Genomic DNA, 21103 nt, shown 5'->3' with positions numbered 1-21103 from the left:
TGCGGATAGTTATGTCCCCCACAGATGCTCCCATAAACTGGAAACGTAACCTGACGGTTGCGTGGCTGGGTTGTTTTCTTACTGGCGCCGCCTTTAGCCTGGTGATGCCCTTCCTGCCCCTCTACGTTGAACAGCTCGGCGTCACCGGACATAGCGCCCTGAATATGTGGTCCGGCCTGGTGTTCAGCATTACGTTCCTGTTCTCCGCCATTGCGTCGCCTTTCTGGGGTGGGCTGGCGGATCGCAAAGGCCGCAAAATTATGCTGCTGCGCTCCGCGCTCGGCATGGCGATCATTATGCTGCTGATGGGGGTGGCGCAGAATGTCTGGCAGTTCCTGATACTACGCGCGCTTCTGGGCCTGCTCGGGGGATTTATCCCTAACGCCAACGCCCTGATCGCCACCCAAATCCCGCGCCAGAAAAGCGGCTGGGCGTTGGGCACGCTATCCACTGGCGGCGTAAGCGGCGCACTGCTGGGCCCACTGGCGGGCGGGCTGCTGGCCGACCACTACGGACTGCGGCCGGTATTCTTCATTACCGCCAGCGTGCTGTTCCTCTGCTTCCTGGTGACGCTTATCTGTATCCGCGAGAATTTCACGCCCGTGGCCAAAAAAGAGATGCTGCACGCCCGGGATGTGCTGGCCTCGCTGAAAAACCCAAAGCTGGTGCTGAGCCTGTTTGTAACCACCATGATTATCCAGGTGGCCACCGGTTCAATCGCGCCTATACTGACGCTCTACGTACGCGACCTGGCGGGAAACGTCAGCAATATCGCCTTTATCAGCGGCCTAATCGCCTCTGTTCCCGGCGTGGCGGCGCTACTGAGCGCGCCGAGGCTCGGCAAGCTGGGAGACCGTATCGGCCCGGAAAAGATCCTGATCTGCGCCCTGATCGTCTCCGTCCTGCTGCTGATCCCCATGGCGTTGGTGCAGTCTCCGTGGCAGCTCGGCGTCCTGCGCTTCCTGCTGGGGGCTGCGGATGGTGCGCTACTCCCGGCTGTACAGACGCTGCTGGTCTATAACTCCACCAACCAGATAGCCGGTCGTATTTTCAGCTATAACCAGTCGTTTCGCGATCTGGGTAACGTCACCGGACCGCTGGTCGGCGCGGGGATTTCGGCCAGCTTCGGTTTCCGGGCGGTCTTTATCGTGACGGCAGGCGTCGTGCTGTTCAACGCCGTTTATTCGTGGCTCAGCTTATCCCGGGCGCTACGCCCGGCGCGAATAAGACAACATCGTGACGGCTAATTTTCGCATTCATACTTGCAAAATCACATAATCAGCTATTCTTTCCCTGAATACCTTCACGAAAAACAGGGAGACACCAATGACCATGTACGCCACGCTGGAAGAAGCAATTGATGCCGCTCGCGAAGAGTTCCTCGCCGATAATCCCGGCATTGAGGAAGAAGATGCTGACGTGCAACAACTCAATATCCAAAAATACGTCCTACAGGACGGCGATATTATGTGGCAGGCCGAATTCTTTGCTGATGAAGGTGAAGACGGTGAATGTCTGCCGATACTCAGTGGTGAAGGTGCACAGGCGGTATTCGACGGCGACTATGACGAAATTGAGTTACGTCAGGAGTGGCTGGAAGAAAATACGCTGCACGAATGGGACGAAGGTGAGTTTCAGCTCGAACCGCCGCTGGATACCGAAGAGGGTCAGGCCGCAGCGGACGAATGGGACGAGCGATAAGTCACCGCTACTCGTAGGGGCCGTGGCTGGCATCGATGGGCAGCAGTAGCGTGTCGAAAATCAGCGAAAACGGCAGATCGAGCACGGTGAGATAGCGCCATGCGGAATCACGGACATCCCACTGTACGCCGGGGTAGTACTGATTCCCGTGGCCCTGCCCGGGGATGGTGCGGCTGATGATGCTGCCGCAACCGCTGAGCAGGCATGCCATCATGACGACAATGATTACTTTCATTTCTGACCTCTAAAAAAATACCGGCGATTAAGCCGGTATTTTATTTGGCGGGTGGCGCTTCGCTTACCCGCCCTACTTAACAACTTACTTCGCCTTCAGGGCCAGCGGATTGAGCTTCACGTCCTTGTAGTAGTTCACCCACGAAGAGTATCTCTCCGGCGCGGACCACACGCGGTAGTGAAGCCGTGCCATCGTCACCGGATCGCTCAACAACACCAGACGACGGTCGCGGTTAAGCTTTTCTGGCGTCTCGTTCAGCGCCTGCTCAACGTGGCGATCGCGGGCGATCTCCAGCACCTGGCTGGCGCGGTGACGCGCCGTCGCCATCGCGGTTGCCAGCGCGTTGAATGACGGGTTAAACACGGCATGCATAAAGCCATCATCCAGCGTGCGTTTGCGGTTCTGCTCCAGATAGGTATCGGTATCCACCAGCACCTGCGGCGGAGAATACTCTTCCGGGATCAGGAACAGCTTCCAGCGTTTGGTACGCAGGCCCACCGTGGAACGGCTGGAGATCACCGATACAAACGGCGACAGGATCAGCGAGAACACAATCGGCGCAAGCCAGAACAGGAAACGCAGATCCAGCCAGGCCATACCAACGGCCCACACCAGGCCCAGCAGCAGCTGAGAGCCGTGGCGCATAAAGGCTTCACTCCACGGCGTAGAGTCATCGTCACGCTGCGGTGAATTCCACACCACTTCCCATCCCAGGAACGCGCTCACCACAAACACCGTATGGAACAGCATACGCACCGGCGCCAGCAGGACCGAGAACAGCACTTCCAGCAGCAGTGAAAGGGTCACGCGGCAGAAACCACCGTACTCCTTCGAACCTTTGCACCAGATCAGAATGATACTGAGCAGCTTAGGCAGGAACAGCAGCACCATGGTCGACGCGAACAGCGCGATCGCAAGCTCCGGACGCCACTGCGGCCACACCGGGAACAGCTGGCGCGGTTGCAGGAAATACTGCGGCTCCGTCAGGGCATGCACAACCTGCAACGCGGTTGAGAGCGCCAGGAACATAAACCACAGCGGCGCAGACAGATAGGACATAACGCCCGTCAGGAACACCGCACGGTGAACAGGGTGCATCCCTTTCACCAGGAACAGGCGGAAGTTCATCAGGTTACCGTGACACCAGCGGCGGTCGCGTTTGAGTTCATCCAGCAGGTTCGGCGGCAGCTCTTCATACGAGCCAGGCAGATCGTAAGCAATCCAGACGCCCCACCCTGCACGGCGCATCAACGCCGCTTCCACAAAGTCATGCGACAGAATGGACCCGGCAAACGACCCTTCACCCGGCAGCGGTGCCAGGGCACAGTGCTCGATGAATGGCTTCACGCGGATAATGGCGTTGTGGCCCCAGTAGTGAGATTCACCCAGCTGCCAGAAGTGCAGACCGGCGGTAAACAGCGGGCCGTAAACGCGGGTCGCAAACTGCTGGCAGCGCGCATACAGCGTGTCCATACCGGATGCTTTTGGCGAGGACTGAATAATACCCGCGTTCGGGTTGGCTTCCATCAGACGGACCAGCCCGCTCAGGCAGTCGCCGCTCATCACGGAGTCCGCGTCCAGTACCACCATGTAGCTGTACTGGTTACCCCAGCGACGACAGAAGTCATCGATGTTCCCGCTCTTACGCTTCACACGACGACGACGGCGGCGGTAGAAGATCTGCCCTTCGCCCTGCACTTCAGCAATCAGCTCCATCCAGGCTTTTTGCTCTGCCACGCAGATATCCGGGTTGTAGCTGTCGCTCAGGATATAGACGTCGAAATGCGCTGCGTTACCGGTCGCCTTTACAGACTCCCAGGTAGCACGCAGCCCGGCGAATACGCGGTCAACGTCTTCGTTACAGATAGGCATGATCAGCGCGGTACGGTGCTCAGGATTGAGGGGCTCATCCCCGACCGTCGACGCGGAAATGCTGTATTTGTCACGCCCCATCAGCAGTTGCAGGAAGCCCATCAGCGCCGTCCAGAACCCGGCGGAGACCCAACAGAACAGCACCGCGAACAGCAGAAGAATGCCGCTCTGTAAAATATACGGCAGCAGCTGCATGAAGGAGACCCAGATATCCTGGCCAATCATGTCAGCAGGGTTAATCAACGCCCAGCCCTGGTACGGCAGAATGGTTTTCATGTACCAGGTGGCGACAACCGTCTGCGCCAGCGTCAGCAGCAGCAGAATGTAACGACGAATCGTTCCCACGGTACGCCATTTCTGCTCGGATGCCTGCTGTTCTTTAGTCAGACGTGACAGATAGCGCGGCGTCACGTCACGCCCACGCAGGCGATCCCAGAAGCGGCCCACCGGGTTGGTGCGCCACGGATCGGGGAACATGGAGGAACGCGTGGCCTTCGGCATCGCCTGTAGCTGGTCACGCCCTTCGTCATCCTTGATTAGCTGCCCTTCTGCCAGCGAGTCCGGCCATGCCTGCTCCAGACGTGCCTTCACTGACCCCAGCGGCGTATCATCATCACGGGAAAAGTGACGATGTTCACCATCCAGCGCGGTGTGAACCGCGCGGATGTCGCTCGCAGGGAGTGCCGCTTTTTCAATGTCCGTCAGCGGCATGGCATCAATATATTCAGATGTATTATTCATTGGCAGGTAGCTGATAGCTCCAGGTTTCACTCAGCGGCTTATCGTTACTGACCAGCGCGGCGCGCATTTCAGTGGTCTGTTTCGGATCTTTCACCTTCACGCGCAGGGTCAAACGCCACCCTTTGGTGACCGGGTTGTAACGCACGGCGTTCTCAACGATTTCACCGTTATCGCCAATGCTGGCCTGTGCCGTCACGGCAGTATCCGGGGCCAGTTTTTTCATATCCTGCCCGGTGAAGTCCACGATAAATGCCAGCGTGCCATCCGGCTGACGAATCAGATTGGACTGCTTCACGTCACCCGTCGAACGACGCGTCTGCATCACATACGCGTTATCCGGCGCATGCAGCTTGTCTTCGTCACGGCTGAAGGTGATCGCATACTTGAAGTTCATCTCTTTACCGGCTTCCGGCAGCTGATCCGGTGTCCAGTACGCCACAATGTTATCGTTGGTTTCATCGTTAGTTGGAATTTCAACCAGCTCAACCTTGCCTTTACCCCAGTCGCCTTTCGGCGTAACCCAGGCGCTTGGACGGAGATCGTAGCGGTCATCCAGATCTTCAAAGCGGGAGAACTGACGGCCACGTTGCAGCAGACCAAAGCCCTGCGGGTTTTCCATCGCAAAGCTGCTGACGGCGAGGTGTTTCGGGTTGTTCAGCGGACGCCAGATCCACTCGCCGTTACCCGCATGAATGGAAAGGCCATTGGAATCATGCAGTTCAGGACGGAAGTTGGTCGCCGGAGAGGGCTGGTTCGGCCCGAACAGGAACATGCTGGTCAGCGGCGCGACGCCCAGTTTGCCCACTTTATCGCGCAGGTAAACTTTAGACTGTACGTCAACCACCGTGTCACGCCCTGGCATGATCACGAAGCGATAAGCGCCTGTCGCACGAGGGGAGTCCAGCAGCGCATAAATTGTCAGACGTTTGTCGGTTGGTTTTGGACGTTCGATCCAGAACTCGCGAAAACGTGGAAATTCTTCACCTGATGGCAGCGCGGTATCAATTGCCAGACCGCGCGCAGAAAGCCCGTACACCTGCCCCGCGCCAATCACGCGGAAGTAGCTGGCGCCAAGCATGCTGACGATTTCGTCGTTTTTATCTTTGCTGTTAATCGGATAAAGCACCTTGAAGCCTGCGAAGCCGAGGTCTTTTACCGTGTCTTTATCGTGTTGCACATCGCCAAAATTGAAATAATCCGGGCTGTACTTGATTTTGCGTACCGCGGTCGCCGTCACTTCGTTGATGGCAACCGGCGTGTCGAAGTACATACCCTGGTGGTAAAATTCAAGCTTGAACGGGGTTTTAATATTGTTCCAGTACGCTTTATCGTGATTGAACTGGATCTGCTGATAGTCCGCGTATTTCATGTCGCGGAAAACGGAGGGCAGGTTACTTTTTGGCGCTTCGTAGCTCTTGCCCGCCATCGATTTAGCCTGTTTTGCGACATCATCGATGTTAAAGGCCAGTGCAGATGAGGTATACAGTGACAACAGCACTGCTACACCCAACCAACGCATTTTCATCATTTGTGGTTTATGTTTCATAATAAGTAAGCACTTCCCCCTTTGTGTGCTTATATCGATCCGATCCATTTTAATGGAAACTCAGGCAATCCGACAACATTATCACTGCTTTGTTCAGCTCGCTGGCTCATGGATTAAGCAAATGAAAGAACCCGCTTTTCACTTTGCGTGCTTATCCTGGAGACAGGGTGTCGGTCTTGGTGTAGGGTTGGCTCCGAATGTAACCATTATGAGCCTTAGGGATAAGGCGAAAAGTCTGAGAATGCGCAAAGTTATATGAGCACAACCCCTGTACAACGTGAATATTTCCTCGACTCGATCCGCGCATGGCTCATGCTATTGGGGATCCCTTTTCATATTTCACTGATCTATTCCAGCCACACCTGGCACGTGAACAGCCAGATGCCCTCCTGGTGGCTGACGCTGTTTAATGATTTTATCCATGCCTTCCGCATGCAGGTGTTTTTTGTCATTTCCGGTTATTTCTCTTACATGCTCTTCTTGCGCTATCCCCTCAAACGATGGTGGAAAGTGCGCGTGGAGCGCGTGGGCATACCGATGTTGACGGCCATTCCGCTGCTGACGCTGCCGCAGTTCATCATGTTGCAGCATGTTAAAGGCAAGGCGGAAAACTGGCCGAATCTCTCCTTCTATGAGAAATACAACACCCTGGTCTGGGAGCTGATTTCCCACCTCTGGTTCCTGCTGGTACTGGTGGTGCTAACCACGGTGAGTTTGTTGATCTTCAGCCAGCTGCGCCAGCGTGCGAGCACCGCATCCTCGACCTTCTTCGCCAACATCACCCTGGGCAAGCTGTCTCTGCTGTTTCTTGCGCTGGGGGTCGCGTATGCCGCCGTCAGGCGTACCCTGCTCATTGTCTACCCTCCCATTCTGAGCGATGGGCTGTTTAATTTCGTGGTGATGCAGACCCTGTTTTACATTCCCTTCTTCCTGATTGGGGCGCTGGCATTTATTCATCCTCGGCTTAAAGCGCTGTTTACCACCCCCTCCCCCTGGTGTGCGGTGGGTGCTGCGCTGGCCTTTGCCGCCTATCTTCTCAATCAGCGCTATGGCAGCGGGGACGCGTGGATGTATGAGACAGAGAGCGTGATAACGATGCTGATGGGCCTGTGGATGGTTAACGTGGTGTTCGCCCTTGGCCATCGTCTGCTGAATTTTAAATCCAGTCGCGTCACCTATTTCGTTAATGCTTCGCTGTTTATCTACCTGGTTCACCATCCGCTGACGCTGTTTTTCGGGGCGTACATAACGCCGCATATCGCCTCGAATGCGCTGGGCTTCTTCACCGGCCTGGTCTTTGTGGTTGGCATTGCCATCGTGTTGTATGAAATCCATCTGCGGATCCCGCTTTTGCGTTTCCTGTTCTCAGGCAAACCTCAGGTTAAAGCGGGATAACAAAACGGCGCCTCCAGGGCGCCGTTTTTGCACTTCAGACATCAAAATGCCTGGCTGCGCGCGGTCAAAATCCGCTGATACAGGTCGGCGGTGTGCTCATCGAAACAGACAAAAATGACTTTTTCCGGCATGGGTTTGAGGGAAAGGTAGTGATAAACGGTATTCACGGCGATTGTAGCTGCCGCTTCCTTTGGATAACCGTACACGCCGGTGCTAATGGCGGGGAACGCCATGGTCTTATACCCGTTATCCGCCGCAAGCCGCAGGCAGTTCCGATACGCCTGCTCCAGAATCTCAGCCTCATGGCGGTCGCCACCGTGCCAGACGGGTCCAACGGTATGGATCACCGCTTTGGCCGGGAGATCGCCTGCAAGCGTAATAACAGCATGCCCCGGCGGGCACTCTCCCTGCTGCTGACGCACGGTTTTGCATGCTTCAAGGAGTTGAGGGCCTGCGGCCCGGTGAATGGCACCGTCCACCCCGCCCCCACCCATCAGGGAGGAATTGGCTGCGTTGACGATCACGTCAACGTGTACCGTCGTGATATCGCCATGAATAACGTCGATTTGCGGTCTCATAAACACCCTCTGCAACCCGCCTTTTTCATCAGTGTATCGCAGAGGGAGAAGGAGAAAAACTGCCGTGAAAAAAACGTCGGTTATCGGTAATCGACCTGAACGACCGCAAGCGTTTTCTGTTCATTCAGGTATTTCATGCTGACAGCGGCCAGAGCTGAATGAGGATGATGGCCCCGGAGCGCCTCGTCATAACTGATGGTATGCGTTTTCATACGGTTATTTTCCGGACAGGAGATCGCAAACTGCTGATGCCGGGGCGTGACTTCGCACGGGTCAGCGACCACCGCGCCACGAAAATGAATCACCCCACCATTTTCTATAGTTGCTGAATAAGCCGGAGATAAAAAAGAGGACAGGATCAGTCCCAGACCAGAAATAATACACGCTGCGGATTTGAACATTATTTGTACTCCTCAATGAAATTCGTCCTTGAGGGGTAAAAACGCTCCGTTATGACGTATCAATTTAAGCAACCCGATGACTGGGTTCTTGATATCAGCATAGCTTACCTGTGCAGCGCCGCCACTTTATTAAATCATTGATTTCATGAATTATTAAAGCGTACTTACCGGTGCGTTCCACTGCTGTGATAAATGAAGCGATTTTCCATCGGAAACGGTGACGATTATTTTTACCGCATCCCCTGAACGAATATTTAAACTGATTCGCGTTAAATCAATCGGCTGATTAGCGGGTATAAAAAGAGTATTTTTCTGCCGCGATGTACTTTGTCCCGCTTGCCCCTGTCGGACAGATAACACCTCAACCTGACATTCGCAGGCGTCTGCCAGCGTGACCTGAGGAATAATGGTTGTCATATTTGCCTGCTGTGAGGTGCTGAACGTTATCTGGCTGGCAAGCGCAGCAAGGAGAATGAAGGTGCTCATGAGATCCTCCCGAAAAAAAACAGGGCACATGCCCTGTTTTTTGGTACAGAATTGAATCAGTACTGATGTGCGGTCGCGTTGTTGCCAAAGCCAACCTGGTGCACAGTCACCGTTGAGCCGGACGCTGTCTGGTCTACCGCCGCGCCGTTGCCGCCGCCGAACTGTTTCACGTTGATAACAGAGTCTTTGCTATTCCACTGGTCGATGGTGGCGCTGTTACCAAAGCCTTTTTGCAGCAGATCGATAGAACTGTCATCAGAGCCCTGACCAACATCTGCGCCGTTACCGCCACCGTGCTGGGTAATGGTCAATTCAGAATCTCGGGCGTCCGTCTGCAAAGCAAGCGCGGAGTTACCGCCGCCGTACTGGTAAATGCTCAGGGTTGAGTCAGGGCCGTTATTGCCGCCACCCCAGCCACCACCGTGGCCGCCGCCAAATTGTGGTACCGCACCTGCGAAAGCACTGCCAGAAACTACGATTGCTGCAATAACTGCCACTTTGAAAAGTTTCATGGTAAACCCCCATCGGATTGATTAAGGCGTCACACATCGCTAGCGTTGAATAACGCGAATAGCCATTTGCGACTGTCTCTGTACTACAACTGCTGTTTTCTGCGTACCATACTGCGTTATATTCGCCCTGTTACCCGAGCCTTTCTGGATAATCATGGCGGTGTTGCCAAAAGCGCCCTGCTTAATACTCGCATCGTTGCCGTTACCGGTCTGATCGATATAAGCAAGGTTATACGTCCCTGACTGATCAACATGCGCGCGGTTATTCCCGCCCTCCTGGGAAATAATGGACAGCAATTTAGAACCGCCCTGGCGTACATCAGCATTATTACCTGAGCCCTGTTGACCAATAATGGCTGCCTGATTGTATGAAGCTTTACTTAATTCATTTATCGCAAAATTATATTCAGAACTGGCTAAATCTGAATCACCTGCGATTACAAACCCAGGCGCACCCAGTAATGTAAACATCATAAACAACATTTTGTTTTTCATGCTGTCACCCTGGACCTGGCTATAAAATAGGTATGTCTTTACCCGTTAACGCGATTCGTTTTGTTAACGCCGCGTTACGGAAAAGAGTATGTCTGCCGAAACATATTTAATATCTCACCCGTGTGCCTTATTTTTATATGCTCATTCACCTCAAAGTCGTAAATCTCGCCTGAAACGACGCGACACACCACTAATGCAGAAATAAATTCTTGTCTGAGCGCCTGGACAACAGCGAGACAGGCTGTCCAACCTGTACCGGCTTCTACAGACAAACATGGCAATGTCTTTTGCCCGGTGCGTGACACGAAGCAAGTTTTCTTAAGAAAAATTTCCAGCTTAGAGAAGTCTTAACTTTTTAGCTGAGTTCATACTTTTTACCGGCTGGCTTACAATAATTAAAAGCTCAATAATTCAATTCTTTATAATATATTGTATGACTTTCAAAATCTATGCACGTTTATACACCTGTACAACTTTCCCCTTATCTTAAAATCTATTTACCCTGCAAAATACACAACTTAATATCGAATTTTACATTCTGTTACATGATTAACACTTGCTTTAAAGTTTGCAATAGCTAGATTGAAAACAGCAGTACGTTATTTGTTTTTAATTTTACCGCCTCCTTTGGAGGAAGGTTTTTTAACTACACACAGCAGTGCCACACCTGTCAGTACTTCTGGTGCCTTTTTCAATAATACGAGGGCAGCTGCCGGGTGTCATAAATAACGTGGGGTTTCATCATGTTTAATGAAGTCCATAGCTTACCCGGTCATACATTATTGTTGATCACAAAACCTTCCCTACAAGCGACAGCGTTATTGCAGCATTTAAAACAATGCCTCTCGCTTAACGGGAAACTGCATAATATTCAACGTTCTTTTGATGATATCGCTCCTGGCAGCATCATTCTTCTCGATATGATGGAAGCGGATAAAAAACTGGTCCATTACTGGCAGGATAATTTAAGCAGGAAAAACAATAATATCCGCGTATTGTTATTAAATACGCCTGATGAGTATCCTTTCCGCGATATTGAGAGCTGGCCGCATATTAACGGCGTGTTTTACGTCACTGAAGAAGAAAACCGTGTCGTGGAGGGTTTGCAGGGCATATTGCGGGGGGAGTGTTATTTCTCGCAAAAACTGGCCAGCTACCTCATTACCCACTCCGGAAATTATCGCTATAACAGTTCAGAATCTGCACTTTTGACGCACCGTGAGAAAGAGATCCTGAACAAACTGCGTATTGGTGCTTCAAATATTGAAATCGCCCGTTCGTTATTTATCAGCGAAAATACGGTTAAGACGCATCTTTATAATCTTTTCAAAAAGATAGCTGTTAAAAATCGCACGCAGGCGGTGTCGTGGGCAAACGATAACCTCAGGCGTTAATAGCATGAAACGCACCCTAAGTTGGATTGCCGCAGCAGGCATTATGCTTGCTGCCGGAAACCTTCAGGCTGTTGAGGTGGAAGTTCCCGGACTGTTGACCGACCACACCGTCACCTCTGTCGGACACGATTTTTATCGTGCCTTCAGCGATAAGTGGGAAAGCGATTATCCGGGTAACTTAACCATCAACGAACGGCCCAGTGCGCGGTGGGGAAGCTGGATCACAATAACCGCTAATCAGGACGTTATTTACCAGACTTTTTTATTCCCAACGAAAAGAGACTTCGATCAGAACGTCGCTTTCGCGCTGGCACAAACAGAAGAAGCTATTAACCGCCTACAGTTAAACAAAGCCCTTTTGAGCACAGGCGATTTAGCAAAAGATGAGTTCTAGCAACGACACCTATTTCGGAGGCTGTAATGCGTCTCGCACACACAGTGATTTCGTTAATGCTCATTGCGCCGTTGAGCTGGGCCGGAAATATGACATTCCAGTTCCGCAACCCTAATTTTGGCGGCAACCCGAATAACGGAGCCTTTATGCTTAACCAGGCTCAGGCTCAAAACTCCTATAAAGACCCCAGCTATGACGATGATTTCGGTATCGAGACCCCGTCGGCCCTGGATAATTTCACTCAGGCCATCCAGTCGCAAATATTAGGTGGCTTATTAACCAACATTAATACCGGAAAACCCGGCCGGATGGTCACTAACGACTTTATCGTCGATATTGCCAATAAAGACGGGCAGCTTCAGCTAAATGTGACAGACCGAAAAACCGGTAAAACGTCGACAATCCAGGTTTCCGGTTTGCAGACCAGTTCAACTGATTTCTAAACAACCCCGAAATAAGGACAATTATTATGCAGCGCTTTTTTATTTTAGTTGCAGTGTGCTTATTAAGCGGTTGTTTAACTGCCCCGCCAAAAGAAGCCGCTAAACCCACCCTAATGCCTCGTGCCCAGAGCTACCGGGATCTGACGCATCTGCCGGTCCCTACCGGGAAGATATTCGTCTCGGTCTATAACATTCAGGATGAGACGGGCCAGTTCAAACCGTATCCGGCCAGTAACTTCTCGACGGCCGTACCGCAGAGCGCCACCGCGATGCTGGTCACCGCCCTGAAAGATTCTCGCTGGTTTATCCCGCTGGAACGTCAGGGGCTGCAAAACCTGCTTAACGAACGAAAAATCATTCGTGCCGCGCAGGAGAATGGTACCGTTGGCGTCAATAACCGCATGCCGCTACAGTCTCTCACCGCAGCCAATATCATGGTGGAAGGCTCGATTATCGGCTACGAAAGTAACGTGAAATCGGGCGGCGCGGGTGCGCGTTACTTTGGCATCGGGGCCGACACGCAGTATCAGCTGGATCAGATTGCCGTCAACCTGCGCGTGGTTAACGTGAGCACGGGTGAGATATTATCCTCCGTGACCACCAGCAAAACGATTCTCTCTTATGAAGTGCAGGCCGGGGTGTTCCGCTTTATCGATTACCAGCGTCTGCTGGAGGGTGAAATTGGCTATACCTCTAACGAGCCGGTCATGCTGTGTCTGATGTCGGCCATCGAAACCGGCGTGATTTTCCTGATTAATGACGGTATCGATCGCGGCTTGTGGGATCTTCAGAATAAAAGTGACGTGAGTAATGCGGTGCTGGTGAAATACCGAGAGATGTCGGTGCCGCCAGAGTCATAATCGGCGGCGCATAAAAAAGGCGAGATTTCCGTCTCGCCTTTTTTTATTTACTTACCGCAGGAACGCTCTGGCTCTTCTCGCGTCGGGCCGCAAGCCAGAGGCCGCTGTTCTTCATGGCGTAGCCAAACAGTAATCCCAGCATGAGCGAAGGGACCACAAGCTTCCAGTCCCCCTGCCCCGCAAAGGTCGCGCAGGCACCCATGAACGTGCCGGGCACAAAGGACAACAGCAGATGTTTTGCCTGAACGCACATCAGGAAGGCCACAATGCCGGTGATGGCGTACCCCAGGATTTCCACATGCGGCGCCAGCGCGCTGCCTTTCATAATGACCAGCGCCCAAATCACACCGCTCATCAGAGTACAGCCGGAGATGAAGAGCCCTTTGAGACCACCCCGCGGGCAGGCGAAATAGGCCGTGCAGCCAAGAAAACCAGCCCAGCTCAACAAGCCGAGAGAGACAGCCACCCACCCCCAGAGGCCGGAGAGGATGCCAGTCGTGATTGCAATACAAAGTAGTATGTTCATGGTGTGCATCTTAGCAGATGCGCACCATAGAAATGAGATCAGAAGCACATTACGTGCAAGTTGAAATGTATCGTTGCAGGATTTTTGTGATTCAAATCACTCTTCGTTCTCTTCTTCCAGCTCGTCCCACATGGCAGCGATGGCGTCACGCGTCAGCGGAGCCAGCGTTCTCCAGAACGGCGAGGTGGCGTGGGCTTCAACTTTACCCAGGAAGGTGCCAACCCACGGAAGCAAATACGTTTCGAACAGGGTTTCAATCGCCTCGTTCTCATCATCACCTGCATTATCTTCAATCCAGGAGGCCGCCAGCAGCAGGGTACCGATATGATCGGCAGGCATATCCGTCAGCGGCATGCCGCGTTCTGACAGAAACGCCCGAACTTCCGCTTCGGTCGTACCTTCCTGCCAGGCAGAACGATACGGCGACACGCGACACTCTTCTCCCACAAACAGCGCGTTGTAATCCGTTGAAATCTGCTGCATATCGCAGCTTTTTTGCAAGCGTTCCAGCAACTCATCCTGTTCCAGCGGCCAGCTCTGCGCCAGTTTACCTTCACGAATCAGGGTAAACAGCGGAACCAGCAGCGGATCCTGCGGCTGGCGGTAATATAAGGTGCCCAGCACGCGGCAAAGGATGGAAAACTCATTCATGTTTTTATTCCGTTATTAATTAAAGATCGGCAAATTCATCAATCGGCGCCATGCCGCGCGACTCAAGGAAGTCGAGCATACGACGCGGCGTGACGTTCAGGATCTGTTCTTCCGGGAAATTCACGTCCCGCAATATTTTCAGGCACTCGCTAAAATCACCCAGCGTGAAGGCCGTGTGTGAATCAGAGCCCAGCGCCACCATGCCGCCCGCGTCACGCACGGCCGCCGCCACTTCGCGGCAGTTGGCTTCACTGCCCTTACGCGAGTGAACAAAGGAGGAGTTGTTAATCTCCAGCGCCACGCGGTGCTTCGCTGCCGCCTGCGCCACGGCCTGAATATCAATCGGGTATTTCGGATTTCCCGGGTGGCTGATAATGTGCACGTTGCCGCTGGCAATAGTGGCAATCATCGCTGCGGTGTTGGTCTCTTTATCCTGGGGCGCAAAGACCGGCTCGTGGAAGCCGGCGAGGATCAGATCTAAGGAGGTCAGCATCGGGCCGGTGCAGTCAATCTCACCGTCAGTATTTTTGATGTTCGCTTCGATGCCGCGCAGTATCCCGATACCGTCCACCAGGCGTGGCCAGATACGCATATTCACAAAATGCCAGTAGTGCGGCGCATCCGCCATATCCGGACCGTGATCGGTTATCGCAAACAGTTTAATGCCTTTCAGCTTCGCCTGAGCGATATAATCATGGAGGTTACTGTAAGCGTGGGTACTGGCGACGGTGTGCATATGCAGGTCAACGGGATACATCTTTCTCTCCTCTGCGGTTTTTCCAAAGGATAGCAGTTATCAGCGGCGAATATTAGCAAAAACCCGGCGAACGCCGGGTTTCTCTCAGTAGCCTCGCTGTCTGTCGACCTGTCCGGTCACCGCGTTGCCCTTCTCTATTTCGCTGATGGTATGCGAGATGTACGCCACGGCCTCCGCCGGTCGCGTCACGGCCGCAATATGAGGCGTCATCGCCACGCGCGGATGTGCCCAGAGCGGGCTGTCTGTCGGCAGCGGTTCGCGGCTATAGACATCCAGCATTGCGCCTTTCAGTTTACCGCTATCCAGCGCTTTCAGCAGATCGTCTTCCACAACGTGTACCCCGCGCGCCAGGTTCATTAAGTAGCTGTCTTCTGCCAACTGGTTGAGGAGCGTGCCATTGATAATGCCGACCGTTTCCGCCGTATTCGGCAGCAGGTTAATGAGGACGCGAGTCCCTTTCAGGAACGCCGGGAGTTCGTCCGTTCCGGCAAAGCTCTCGACGCCTGGATAATCCTTACGGCTCCGGCTCCAGCAGCGCAGTGGGAAGCCCCACGGCGCGAGCGCTTCGGCGACTTTCGAACCCAGTACACCCGCGCCGAGGATGCCGATGGTGAAATCTTCATGCTGATAATCCGGAAGCGGTTCCCAGTGGGATTGCTGTTTAAACGCCTGATAATCGTCGAAGCGGCGGAACCAGTGCAGCACCTGGCTCACGGCATATTCCTGCATCTGCTGCCCCATACCGGTATCTTCCAGACGAAACAGGGGAATATCCTCCGGCAGCATTTCAGGGTGTGCCTTCAGCTTACTGAGAATGGAATCCACACCCGCACCAAGAGCAAACACCGCCTTCAAACGGCGTCCCTGAAGCATTTCGACCGGGGGATGCCAGACCAGCGCGTAGTCGGCATGTTCATTATCGCCCTGTTTCCATTCGCGAACGCGTGCGCCAGGCAGTGCCGCCGTGAGCGCGTTAATCCAGTAAGCCGTATCAAAAGTGGGGTGATAGAAGATAATATCCATAGTCATTGCCTTTTATTGCGCTGTTTTATTTTCATTTTCAACTGGCTTGCCAGCATAACAAATTTATCGCTAAACCGCGTTGCTGATAAAAGAGGCGCATTTCGCACATTTCGGAATCAGGTTGCCTGAAGTTTGTCTAAACACGCTAAATTACTGAAAAAGTGGGTTGACGGCAGTACGGCTTTTCCTTACATTAGCGCCCGTCCCGACAACAACGGGATGACAATATGGTGAGGTGTCCGAGTGGCTGAAGGAGCACGCCTGGAAAGTGTGTATACGGCAACGTATCGGGGGTTCGAATCCCCCCCTCACCGCCATATTCAAGACAAGAGCTCGTACGAAAGTACGGGCTTTTTTCTTTTATATTCTCCGTAAGGAGATTCGCTCCCTGCGTTCTTTATGTCGGGTGGCGCTACGCTTACCCGACCTACAAAAAGCTAGTCTTCAACCATCTTTGCATACTCTTCGGTGAGAAAATCCACCAGCGTCCTGACCGATGGCAGCAGGCCGCGCCGGGATGGATACACCGCGTGGATCACTTCCCGTCTGGGTTCCCAGGCATTCAGCACCCGAACAAGTTCACCTGAAGCCAGCTGATCCTTCACCATCAAAATGGGCAGCTGTACCACGCCCACGCCCGCCATCGCCGCCTCCCGCAGCGCCAGCATGTCGGTAGTCACCAGGCGCGGCGTGAAGTGAATTTCTGCCTTTGCGCCCTCCGGCCCGCTCAATTCCCACTTATGCAGGTGCTTGCCCGCCCCCATACTTAACCCCGGCCACTCGCTGAGTTCAGAGGGCATCGCCGGGTTGCCCATCCGTTCAATCAGTGCCGGCCCGGCAACCAGACAGTGCCCCCTGTCCGCCAGCACCCTTAATACCAGATCGCTGTCATCAAACGGGCGCGGACGAACGCGGATCGCCACATCCACCCCCTCCGCCACCAGATCGACCCGGCGGTTGGTGGCTTCAAGCTGGAGGTTGATCCCTGGATAGCGCGCCATAAACCGTGCCAGCATGGGCCCCACGTGAACGTGCAGCAAGGTGACAGGACAGGTGATCCGGACCATACCGCGCGGCTCAGCCTGTAAAGCAGCCACCGCCTCCTCCGCAGCTTCAGCTTCCACCAGCATGGCTTTACAGTGCTGATAGAACGTCTGCCCCACCTCCGTCACCGCAAACTGCCGCGTGGTACGTTGGATCAACCGAACGCCCAGGCGTTCTTCCAGCTGCGCAATCCGACGGCTCAGTTTCGACTTAGGCTGATCGAGCGCCCGACCCGCCGCCGCAAAGCCACCATGCTCCACCACCTTCACAAACCATACGAAATCATTGAGATCCTGCATACGCCTCCATTGTTCCATTTAAGGAACAGTGAATGTCATTTTTGCTATCTACCGGGATATTAACCCTGAATATAAGCTAATTCCATCAACAGGACATCAGGAGTTAATCATGAAAAACGTAACAGGCGTGTATACCGCACCTCGTCCGCACTGGGTCGGTGACGGTTTTCCGGTTCGTTCGATGTTTTCTTACCAGACGCACGGCGAGCCCCTGAGCCCGTTCCTGCTGCTGGACTACGCCGGACCGCATATCTTCCCGGCGGACGGCGCGAAACGCGGCGTGGGCGAGCATCCTCATCGCGGCTTTGAAACGGTGACCATCGTCTACTCAGGCGAAGTGGAGCACCGTGATTCCACCGGCAGAGGCGGCGTTATTGGCCCAGGCGACGTGCAGTGGATGACGGCAGGCGCAGGCATTTTGCACGAGGAGTTCCACTCCAGCGCGTTTTCGCAGAAAGGCGGTGAACTGAAAATGATGCAGCTGTGGGTCAACCTGCCCGCCAAAGACAAAATGGCGACGCCTGGCTACCAGAGCATCACTCAGTCGGATATCCCGGTGGTCACCCTGCCGGATAACAGCGGAACATTGCGCGTGATTGCTGGCCGTTTTGGAGAGGTAACCGGCCCGGCGCATACCTTCTCACCGCTGAACGTGTTGGATCTCGCGCTGCGCCAGGGTAGCCATCTGACGCTCAATCAGCCCGAAGGCTGGAGCACGGCGCTGGTTGTCGTTGAAGGCAGCGTGACGGTGAACGGCACCACGCCTGCCGGTGAGGCGCAACTGGTCGTGCTGAGTCAGAGCGGTGACAAACTGCATCTCGAAGCCAGCAGCGATGCCAAAGTGCTGCTGATGGCCGGGGAGCCGCTGAATGAACCCATCGTGGGCTATGGCCCGTTTGTGATGAACAGTAAAACCGAAATTGCCGAGGCTATTCGCGATTTCAACTCCGGCCGCTTTGGCCAAATCTAAACGTAATAAGGAGCGCATTATGTCTACCCCTGCAAACTTCAACGGTGCACGTCCCGTTATTGACGTAAACGATGCCGTTATGCTGCTTATCGATCACCAGAGCGGGCTGTTCCAGACCGTAGGAGACATGCCAATGCCTGAGCTGCGCGCCCGTGCAGCAGCGCTGGCAAAAATCGCCTCGCTGGCGAAGATCCCGGTGATCACCACGGCGTCGGTTCCACAGGGACCGAACGGCCCGCTTATCCCGGAGATCCACGCCAACGCGCCGCACGCACAGTATGTGGCACGCAAGGGTGAGATCAACGCCTGGGATAACCCGGAGTTCGTGGCGGCGGTGAAAGCCACCGGGCGCAAAACGCTGATTATCGCGGGGACGATCACCAGCGTCTGCATGGCCTTCCCGTCCATCAGCGCGGTGGCGGACGGATATAAAGTGTTTGCGGTGATTGATGCCTCCGGCACCTACAGCAAAATGGCGCAGGAGATCACCCTGGCGCGCGTGGTGCAGGCAGGCGTGGTGCCGATGGACACGGCTGCTGTTGCTTCCGAAATTCAGCGCACGTGGAACCGTGAAGATGCGGGTGAATGGGCTGAGGTGTACACACACATCTTCCCGGCCTACCAGCTGCTGATCGAAAGCTACAGCAAAGCGCAGGACGTGGTGAAAAATAGCGAAGTGCTCGATTCGCAGCGTTAATCCTGCGCGCTGCGACATAAGCTGATTAAGGCTTAACCGAACAAGCACGAATGCTGAAAATCTGCTTGACCGTTTTAGCGCAACTCCCTATAGTAGCGCCCCGTTGCCCCCCAAGCGGTCAGGCAGCAAAACAATATGGTGAGGTGTCCGAGTGGCTGAAGGAGCACGCCTGGAAAGTGTGTATACGGCAACGTATCGGGGGTTCGAATCCCCCCCTCACCGCCATATTTAAGATGAGAGCTCGTACGAAAGTACGGGCTTTTTTCTTTTATATTCTCCGAAAAGGGGGGGATGAGAACCCCCGACTGGGGTTCGACAACTGGCGGCAGCCAGTTGGACAGACTGAGAGCATAGCGAACAGGCTGCCCGCAGGGCGAGCGAAGCGAGTCAATCCCCCCCGGTGCGACACGAGCTGCCTCACCTACAAAAAAAAGCCCGTACAAAAGCACGGGCCTGTCTCAACCATTCCTCAGCTATTCAGCTTTCCAGCCGGTTGCTTTCCCTCGGGAGCAAGTCTCTGGCCAATATTCAAACCCGCTTCATCCTTACGCTCCTCCAGCCAGTAATCCGCATTTTTAATCCCCAGCCGAACCGGGTCAAAGTGTGGATCCAACCCCTGTGCATTCTGGATTTCATAATCATTCAGGCTGGCAAACGCTTTTTTATGCAACAGAACGATGGCAATAATGTTGAGCCATGCCATCAGCCCTACGCCGATATCCCCTAATCCCCAGGCCAGATCCGCGGTGCGTACCGTGCCATATACCGTCGAAGCCATCAGACACAGCTTGAGCAGGAACGTCAGCCACGGGCGATGAATCTTACGGTTGATGTAGGCGATATTCGTTTCAGCGATGTAGTAGTAAGCAATGATCGTGGTGAAGGCAAAGAAGAACAGCGCGATGGCAACAAAGTAATTACCGAAGCCCGGCATCATACTTTCCATTGCCGTCTGGACATATCCCGGTCCTGCGGCCACGCCTGCTATTCCGGTATAGAGCGCTGCGCCGTCGACGCCCTGCACGTTATACAGCCCGGTGATCAACAGCATAAACCCGGTCGCGGAGCAGACAAACAGCGTGTCGATGTACACGGAGAACGCCTGAACCAGCCCCTGTTTCACCGGATGGCTTACGGCAGCCGCCGAGGAGGCATGTGGCCCGGTACCCTGCGCCGCCTCGTTGGAATAGACGCCACGCTTGACGCCCCACATGATGGCCTGGCCCAGAATAGCGCCAAACCCAGCTTCAAGGCCAAAAGCACTTTTCCAGATCAGCAATATAACTGAAGGAAGCTGATCAATATTGATAGCGATAATCACGCACGCCACAATAATATAGCCGAGCGCCATAAACGGAACCACCATGCTGCTAAAGCTGGCAATCCTTTTTACGCCACCAAAAATAATAAAACTCAACAGCACAGCAAGTAACGCCGCCGTGACATTTGGGCTCAGACCAAAGGCAATATCCAGGCTCGCACCAATAGAGTTTGCCTGCACACCTGGCAGTAATAATCCGCAGGAGAAAATCGTTACGATAGCAAATAACCATGCGTACCACTTCACGCCTAACCCTTTCTCAATATAAAAGGCAGGACCACCACGATATTCGCCGTTAATTTTCTCTTTATAAACCTGACCTAACGTGGATTCGACAAAAGCAGAGCTTGCCCCCAAAAATGCCACGATCCACATCCAGAAAAGCGCACCGGGTCCACCAAAGGTAATGGCGGTCGCTACACCGGCAATATTCCCTGTCCCCACGCGGCCCGCCAGCGTCATCGTCAGCGCCTGAAACGACGACACGCCTGCCTCGGTAGGACGCCCCTGAAACATCAGGGTAATCATAAGTTTTATATGCCGTAATTGCAGAAAGCGACTACGCAGCGAGAAATAGAGGCCGACACCCAGACATAAAAATATTAACGCCGGGCTCCAGATAACACCATTAATTGCACTAACCAGTTCGTTCATGTATGACCCTTAGCGTGATGTTCCAGAGGAAACGATCCCCTGGAGAGTTTCTTTTTAGAATTTTGTCTGAACAAGTACGAAACATAGATAATTACCCAAAAGACACCA

23 protein-coding genes and 2 tRNA genes are annotated in these 21103 nt (G+C 53.8%); 11 read left to right on the top strand and 14 right to left on the bottom strand.

Annotation, left to right across the window (positions count from 1 at the left end):
* Positions 1 to 11 precede the first annotated feature (11 nt).
* Positions 12 to 1247, top strand: coding sequence for a multidrug efflux MFS transporter MdtG (mdtG, locus tag FZF21_RS08210; protein ID WP_017384746.1), 1236 nt, complete (start codon positions 12 to 14; stop codon positions 1245 to 1247).
* 79 nt (positions 1248 to 1326) lie between these two features.
* Positions 1327 to 1701, top strand: coding sequence for a MysB family protein (locus tag FZF21_RS08205; protein ID WP_003858026.1), 375 nt, complete (start codon positions 1327 to 1329; stop codon positions 1699 to 1701).
* A 7-nt stretch (positions 1702 to 1708) separates the two neighbouring features.
* Here FZF21_RS08205 and FZF21_RS08200 read toward each other — a convergent pair whose 3' ends face one another.
* From FZF21_RS08200 to mdoG, 3 genes are all read right to left on the bottom strand, one after another.
* The gene (locus FZF21_RS08200) at positions 1709 to 1936 is read right to left on the bottom strand and encodes a YceK/YidQ family lipoprotein (RefSeq protein WP_003858030.1); all 228 of its coding nucleotides are present in this window, start codon (positions 1934 to 1936) and stop codon (positions 1709 to 1711) included.
* Between the two features lie 84 nt (positions 1937 to 2020).
* Positions 2021 to 4549, bottom strand: coding sequence for a glucans biosynthesis glucosyltransferase MdoH (gene mdoH, locus FZF21_RS08195; protein ID WP_015570846.1), 2529 nt, complete (start codon positions 4547 to 4549; stop codon positions 2021 to 2023).
* A complete protein-coding gene (gene mdoG, locus FZF21_RS08190) occupies positions 4542 to 6095 on the bottom strand; it encodes a glucans biosynthesis protein MdoG (RefSeq protein ID WP_015570847.1) in 1554 nt (517 codons plus the stop codon). The genes mdoH and mdoG overlap by 8 nt, the downstream gene beginning before the upstream one ends.
* A 255-nt stretch (positions 6096 to 6350) precedes the next feature.
* Between mdoG and mdoC the strand changes: the two genes are divergently transcribed.
* On the top strand, positions 6351 to 7490 hold the full coding sequence (mdoC, locus tag FZF21_RS08185; RefSeq protein ID WP_017384749.1) for a glucans biosynthesis protein MdoC: 1140 nt from the start codon (positions 6351 to 6353) through the stop codon (positions 7488 to 7490).
* Between the two features lie 41 nt (positions 7491 to 7531).
* Here mdoC and ymdB read toward each other — a convergent pair whose 3' ends face one another.
* The 5 genes from ymdB to csgB all read right to left on the bottom strand — a co-directional run bounded on the left by ymdB (position 7532) and on the right by csgB (position 9962).
* The gene (gene ymdB, locus FZF21_RS08180; protein ID WP_015570849.1) at positions 7532 to 8068 is read right to left on the bottom strand and encodes an O-acetyl-ADP-ribose deacetylase; all 537 of its coding nucleotides are present in this window, start codon (positions 8066 to 8068) and stop codon (positions 7532 to 7534) included.
* Positions 8069 to 8148: 80 nt separating this feature from the next.
* Positions 8149 to 8469, bottom strand: coding sequence for a type 1 fimbrial protein (locus FZF21_RS08175; protein WP_017384751.1), 321 nt, complete (start codon positions 8467 to 8469; stop codon positions 8149 to 8151).
* A gap of 153 nt (positions 8470 to 8622) precedes the next feature.
* Positions 8623 to 8955, bottom strand: coding sequence for a curli assembly chaperone CsgC (gene csgC, locus FZF21_RS08170; RefSeq protein WP_017384752.1), 333 nt, complete (start codon positions 8953 to 8955; stop codon positions 8623 to 8625).
* Positions 8956 to 9011: 56 nt separating this feature from the next.
* On the bottom strand, positions 9012 to 9467 hold the full coding sequence (csgA, locus tag FZF21_RS08165) for a curli major subunit CsgA (protein ID WP_003858043.1): 456 nt from the start codon (positions 9465 to 9467) through the stop codon (positions 9012 to 9014).
* A 39-nt stretch (positions 9468 to 9506) separates the two neighbouring features.
* Entirely contained in the window at positions 9507 to 9962 is a 456-nt protein-coding gene (gene csgB / locus FZF21_RS08160) for a curli minor subunit CsgB (RefSeq protein WP_017384753.1), read from the bottom strand.
* Positions 9963 to 10705: 743 nt separating this feature from the next.
* On the opposite strand from csgB, the gene csgD reads away from it, so the two are divergent.
* The 4 genes from csgD to csgG are packed head-to-tail and all read left to right on the top strand — an operon-like array spanning position 10706 to position 13053.
* A complete protein-coding gene (csgD, locus tag FZF21_RS08155) occupies positions 10706 to 11356 on the top strand; it encodes a biofilm master transcriptional regulator CsgD (RefSeq protein WP_017384754.1) in 651 nt (216 codons plus the stop codon).
* 4 nt (positions 11357 to 11360) lie between these two features.
* Positions 11361 to 11750: a curli production assembly/transport protein CsgE gene (gene csgE, locus FZF21_RS08150; protein WP_032619945.1), complete on the top strand. Its 390-nt coding sequence runs from the start codon at positions 11361 to 11363 to the stop codon at positions 11748 to 11750.
* A gap of 26 nt (positions 11751 to 11776) precedes the next feature.
* Entirely contained in the window at positions 11777 to 12193 is a 417-nt protein-coding gene (gene csgF / locus FZF21_RS08145; protein WP_003858054.1) for a curli production assembly/transport protein CsgF, read from the top strand.
* Positions 12194 to 12219: 26 nt separating this feature from the next.
* On the top strand, positions 12220 to 13053 hold the full coding sequence (csgG, locus tag FZF21_RS08140) for a curli production assembly/transport protein CsgG (RefSeq protein ID WP_003858055.1): 834 nt from the start codon (positions 12220 to 12222) through the stop codon (positions 13051 to 13053).
* A gap of 43 nt (positions 13054 to 13096) precedes the next feature.
* Here the strand turns inward: csgG and FZF21_RS08135 are convergent, their stop codons facing one another.
* The 4 genes from FZF21_RS08135 to ghrA all read right to left on the bottom strand — a co-directional run bounded on the left by FZF21_RS08135 (position 13097) and on the right by ghrA (position 16010).
* Complete coding sequence (locus FZF21_RS08135; protein WP_074173090.1) at positions 13097 to 13579, bottom strand: DUF1097 domain-containing protein; 483 nt, start codon at positions 13577 to 13579, stop codon at positions 13097 to 13099.
* A gap of 96 nt (positions 13580 to 13675) precedes the next feature.
* Positions 13676 to 14230, bottom strand: a complete 555-nt coding sequence (locus FZF21_RS08130; protein ID WP_023303414.1) for a molecular chaperone — start codon at positions 14228 to 14230, stop codon at positions 13676 to 13678.
* Positions 14231 to 14249: 19 nt separating this feature from the next.
* Positions 14250 to 14987: a phosphatase gene (locus FZF21_RS08125; RefSeq protein WP_003858061.1), complete on the bottom strand. Its 738-nt coding sequence runs from the start codon at positions 14985 to 14987 to the stop codon at positions 14250 to 14252.
* An 84-nt stretch (positions 14988 to 15071) separates the two neighbouring features.
* The gene (gene ghrA, locus FZF21_RS08120; RefSeq protein ID WP_017384758.1) at positions 15072 to 16010 is read right to left on the bottom strand and encodes a glyoxylate/hydroxypyruvate reductase GhrA; all 939 of its coding nucleotides are present in this window, start codon (positions 16008 to 16010) and stop codon (positions 15072 to 15074) included.
* A gap of 229 nt (positions 16011 to 16239) precedes the next feature.
* On the opposite strand from ghrA, the gene FZF21_RS08115 reads away from it, so the two are divergent.
* Positions 16240 to 16327: transfer RNA gene (locus tag FZF21_RS08115), tRNA-Ser, on the top strand.
* A gap of 120 nt (positions 16328 to 16447) precedes the next feature.
* Here the strand turns inward: FZF21_RS08115 and FZF21_RS08110 are convergent.
* Complete coding sequence (locus FZF21_RS08110) at positions 16448 to 17353, bottom strand: LysR family transcriptional regulator (protein ID WP_017384759.1); 906 nt, start codon at positions 17351 to 17353, stop codon at positions 16448 to 16450.
* A 109-nt stretch (positions 17354 to 17462) separates the two neighbouring features.
* Between FZF21_RS08110 and FZF21_RS08105 the strand changes: the two genes are divergently transcribed.
* The 3 genes from FZF21_RS08105 to FZF21_RS08095 all read left to right on the top strand — a co-directional run bounded on the left by FZF21_RS08105 (position 17463) and on the right by FZF21_RS08095 (position 19245).
* On the top strand, positions 17463 to 18323 hold the full coding sequence (locus FZF21_RS08105; RefSeq protein ID WP_047736792.1) for a pirin family protein: 861 nt from the start codon (positions 17463 to 17465) through the stop codon (positions 18321 to 18323).
* Positions 18324 to 18342: 19 nt separating this feature from the next.
* Positions 18343 to 19020, top strand: coding sequence for an isochorismatase family protein (locus FZF21_RS08100; protein WP_003858068.1), 678 nt, complete (start codon positions 18343 to 18345; stop codon positions 19018 to 19020).
* 137 nt (positions 19021 to 19157) lie between these two features.
* Positions 19158 to 19245: transfer RNA gene (locus tag FZF21_RS08095), tRNA-Ser, on the top strand.
* A 244-nt stretch (positions 19246 to 19489) separates the two neighbouring features.
* Here the strand turns inward: FZF21_RS08095 and FZF21_RS08090 are convergent.
* On the bottom strand, positions 19490 to 20995 hold the full coding sequence (locus tag FZF21_RS08090; protein WP_047736794.1) for an alanine/glycine:cation symporter family protein: 1506 nt from the start codon (positions 20993 to 20995) through the stop codon (positions 19490 to 19492).
* Positions 20996 to 21103: the final 108 nt, after the last annotated feature.

The organism is Enterobacter sp. LU1 (assembly GCF_008271405.2).
Classification (GTDB): Bacteria; Pseudomonadota; Gammaproteobacteria; order Enterobacterales; family Enterobacteriaceae; genus Enterobacter; species Enterobacter hormaechei_C.
Note: the sequence above shows the minus strand (reverse complement) of the source record. Positions and strands in the feature narration are given on the sequence as shown.

Bases quoted from the DNA above. Each gene is read 5' to 3' on its own strand.
- mdtG (WP_017384746.1), top strand. From the start codon at position 12: ATGTCCCCCACAGATGCTCCCATAAACTGGAAACGTAACCTGACGGTT.
- FZF21_RS08205 (WP_003858026.1), top strand. From the start codon at position 1,327: ATGACCATGTACGCCACGCTGGAAGAAGCAATTGATGCCGCTCGCGAA.
- FZF21_RS08200 (WP_003858030.1), bottom strand. From the start codon at position 1,936: ATGAAAGTAATCATTGTCGTCATGATGGCATGCCTGCTCAGCGGTTGC.
- mdoH (WP_015570846.1), bottom strand. From the start codon at position 4,549: ATGAATAATACATCTGAATATATTGATGCCATGCCGCTGACGGACATT.
- mdoG (WP_015570847.1), bottom strand. From the start codon at position 6,095: ATGAAACATAAACCACAAATGATGAAAATGCGTTGGTTGGGTGTAGCA.
- mdoC (WP_017384749.1), top strand. From the start codon at position 6,351: ATGAGCACAACCCCTGTACAACGTGAATATTTCCTCGACTCGATCCGC.
- ymdB (WP_015570849.1), bottom strand. From the start codon at position 8,068: ATGAGACCGCAAATCGACGTTATTCATGGCGATATCACGACGGTACAC.
- FZF21_RS08175 (WP_017384751.1), bottom strand. From the start codon at position 8,469: ATGTTCAAATCCGCAGCGTGTATTATTTCTGGTCTGGGACTGATCCTG.
- csgC (WP_017384752.1), bottom strand. From the start codon at position 8,955: ATGAGCACCTTCATTCTCCTTGCTGCGCTTGCCAGCCAGATAACGTTC.
- csgA (WP_003858043.1), bottom strand. From the start codon at position 9,467: ATGAAACTTTTCAAAGTGGCAGTTATTGCAGCAATCGTAGTTTCTGGC.
- csgB (WP_017384753.1), bottom strand. From the start codon at position 9,962: ATGAAAAACAAAATGTTGTTTATGATGTTTACATTACTGGGTGCGCCT.
- csgD (WP_017384754.1), top strand. From the start codon at position 10,706: ATGTTTAATGAAGTCCATAGCTTACCCGGTCATACATTATTGTTGATC.
- csgE (WP_032619945.1), top strand. From the start codon at position 11,361: ATGAAACGCACCCTAAGTTGGATTGCCGCAGCAGGCATTATGCTTGCT.
- csgF (WP_003858054.1), top strand. From the start codon at position 11,777: ATGCGTCTCGCACACACAGTGATTTCGTTAATGCTCATTGCGCCGTTG.
- csgG (WP_003858055.1), top strand. From the start codon at position 12,220: ATGCAGCGCTTTTTTATTTTAGTTGCAGTGTGCTTATTAAGCGGTTGT.
- FZF21_RS08135 (WP_074173090.1), bottom strand. From the start codon at position 13,579: ATGAACATACTACTTTGTATTGCAATCACGACTGGCATCCTCTCCGGC.
- FZF21_RS08130 (WP_023303414.1), bottom strand. From the start codon at position 14,230: ATGAATGAGTTTTCCATCCTTTGCCGCGTGCTGGGCACCTTATATTAC.
- FZF21_RS08125 (WP_003858061.1), bottom strand. From the start codon at position 14,987: ATGTATCCCGTTGACCTGCATATGCACACCGTCGCCAGTACCCACGCT.
- ghrA (WP_017384758.1), bottom strand. From the start codon at position 16,010: ATGGATATTATCTTCTATCACCCCACTTTTGATACGGCTTACTGGATT.
- FZF21_RS08110 (WP_017384759.1), bottom strand. From the start codon at position 17,353: ATGCAGGATCTCAATGATTTCGTATGGTTTGTGAAGGTGGTGGAGCAT.
- FZF21_RS08105 (WP_047736792.1), top strand. From the start codon at position 17,463: ATGAAAAACGTAACAGGCGTGTATACCGCACCTCGTCCGCACTGGGTC.
- FZF21_RS08100 (WP_003858068.1), top strand. From the start codon at position 18,343: ATGTCTACCCCTGCAAACTTCAACGGTGCACGTCCCGTTATTGACGTA.
- FZF21_RS08090 (WP_047736794.1), bottom strand. From the start codon at position 20,995: ATGAACGAACTGGTTAGTGCAATTAATGGTGTTATCTGGAGCCCGGCG.